The 2,223-nt window shown below is 62.8% G+C and carries 2 protein-coding genes and 1 rRNA gene; all 3 read right to left on the bottom strand.

Annotated elements, in window-relative coordinates; translation table 11 throughout:
• Nucleotides 1-508: 508 nt before the first annotated feature.
• Nucleotides 509-934 carry a PIN domain-containing protein gene (locus tag AC1DV8_RS22910; RefSeq protein ID WP_477159040.1) on the bottom strand — a complete coding sequence of 142 codons (426 nt, stop codon included), beginning with the start codon at nucleotides 932-934 and terminating at the stop codon, nucleotides 509-511.
• Nucleotides 931-1,194, bottom strand: a complete 264-nt coding sequence (locus AC1DV8_RS22905; protein ID WP_477152372.1) for a type II toxin-antitoxin system prevent-host-death family antitoxin — start codon at nucleotides 1,192-1,194, stop codon at nucleotides 931-933. Before AC1DV8_RS22905 ends, AC1DV8_RS22910 begins: the two co-directional genes overlap by 4 nt.
• 951 nt (nucleotides 1,195-2,145) lie before the next feature.
• A 5S ribosomal RNA gene (rrf, locus tag AC1DV8_RS22900) occupies nucleotides 2,146-2,223 on the bottom strand; the annotation flags it as partial.

Raw genomic sequence — 2,223 nt, 5'->3', positions numbered from 1 at the left:
TTTGATATCTGACTATGGTCGACGCTTGCACGTTTTGCGTTTGCACCTTGCGATGCAAATTGACGAGGACACACCATACACCAACGAACCGAAGTCCGCTTGAGTGGTATGTACCTCTTGAGAAAACGTACCGTCGAAGTCTATTTGCCTAATCTTTCGATCAGACCGCAAGAACCTCGCCGTCCACGTTTCTCTTTCTTCCAATCTTCACAATGTCAAAGAACTGACCCCGGGTACGTCTCTCGACGGCGGCGTCGGTGGAAGCTAGGCTTCCAAAATTCGAGGACAAAGATCTTACCCCGGTTGCCCGGCAGCAGCTCTGCCCTTTCGGTAGTCACTGAACAGTGGGAGCAACGAAGTCGCTCGGCGTCGTCAGTGGGGCGGTGTATACGGGCGGCCCCTTTGCCTGTCAACACCCCTGATGAACGAAAGATGACATTTCTCTCGTTGGCGCTTTGGCGGCCTGTGGACAGACGGCCGAGCCGCCCGGTTTGCGGGGCTTTCTCGCCTAGGCCTCACTCCACGGATCCAGCAGATCGACATCGAGACCGGTGAAATCCTTGGTGTTGCGAGTGACGATCGTCAGCCCATGCCGCAAGGCGCAGGCGGCGATCCAGCCATCCATCACCCCGAGTCCCCGGCCCGCCGCCCTGGCGCCGGCCATCACCCCGCCCCAGACGAGCGCCGTCTCCCGGTCGATCGGCAGCAGGCGGTCGCCGAAGCGGACGGGAAGATCGGCATCGAGCCAATGCCTGAGCGCCGCCTTCCGCTTGCCGTCGTCGAGCTGCTCGACGCCGCGGGCGATCTCCCCCACCGTGATCACGCTGAGATAGGTTCGGTCTTCGTCCACCTGGTCGAGCCAGGCCAGCACCTGCTGATCCGGCCGCGGCCGCTGCACCTCGGACAGAACATTGGTGTCGAGCAGGTAATTCAAAGCGGCAGATCCCGGCCGCGATCCTCGTCGCGCGCGAGCTCGAGTCCGGCGCCGGCGAGCGGCGACTGCGCGAGGAAGCTCGCGAGACTCCCCTGCCGCTGGCTCTTGTGCTGCCACTCCTCGATCGAGACGATTACCACGCTGGCCTTGCCGTTCCGCGTAATGGTCTGCGGCGATTCCATCGCCCGCGAGATCACCTCCGACAGATGCGCTTTGGCCGAAGCCACGGTCCACTCATGTGCGGGGTTCTGCTTGCTCACAGCGATTCTCCAGAAATGACTATCATGACTATATAGGTCACGAGTGAGTCGCGAACAAGCGGCTCGCATAAGGTGCATTATGGAACGGCGAGATCTGGTCTGAGCCGCCCTTCCATCGGCAACCGCGGCCATTTGTCGTCTCATGCACCCGGCTGCTGCGCTGGCGGCCCGACAAGCGCCCCGACCAATGCGGGATGGAGCAGCTCCGACACTAGCCGAATGGCTAGACCGGCGGGTGGCGTCCACGACCCGCAAGCATGTCGTCCGGCTGCCGATTTTCGACGTAGGGGCGGAGCTGCGCGAGAAGGGCGTGGACTTCACCCGGGATCGGGCCGGCCAGGAAGGCTGCTGTCCTGCCGCAGATGACATGTCCGCTGCCTCGGTGTGCCCAAGCAGCACCTCGAGCTGGACGCGATGCTGTCGCGACAACGGCAGCGCCGCCGCCGCATGGAGCAGGGTCAGCAGTTCATGCTGGCGATGGATTGCGGCAAACACTTCGAACTGCTCAGCCGCACTCGCAACTCGGCCGAGCAGCAGGGCAGTAGCCCGTTGGCCCGCACCCAGGCAGTCGTAGCTTACGCAGCCGGCAAAGCCACGCCGCGCCCGCGACGCATGGATGCGACAGCGGCAATCGGTGCCGAGGTGGACGCACGGCGTGCCTGCCGGCTTGTCGAGAGCGAACAACAGCGAGCGGTCGAAGGCGAGCACTACGCAGCAGAGCCCAGCGCAACGCGCACAGTCGGCGCGCAACATCGCGACGTCCATGAGGACCTCCGGAACGGTGACATCGGTGAGGACGCGCAGTCCGCGCTAGCCGCGAGGCCGAATGCCGGCCCGTCAGGCGGAGTGTCGAGTTTAGGCTTAGCTACTAGCCGCAAAACAAAACCCCGCCGGCTTTCGCGGGCGGGGTTTTGTTGTTCTAGTCGTTGAGAGAACGCATGTTTTTGGCAGACCTGGCAGCGACCTACTCTCCCAAGTCTTGAGACTTAGTACCATCGGCGCAAAGGGGTTTAACGGTCGAGTTCGGGA

It is taken from the genome of Devosia sp. P3_B2, assembly GCF_056402875.1.
Note: the sequence above shows the minus strand (reverse complement) of the source record. Positions and strands in the feature narration are given on the sequence as shown.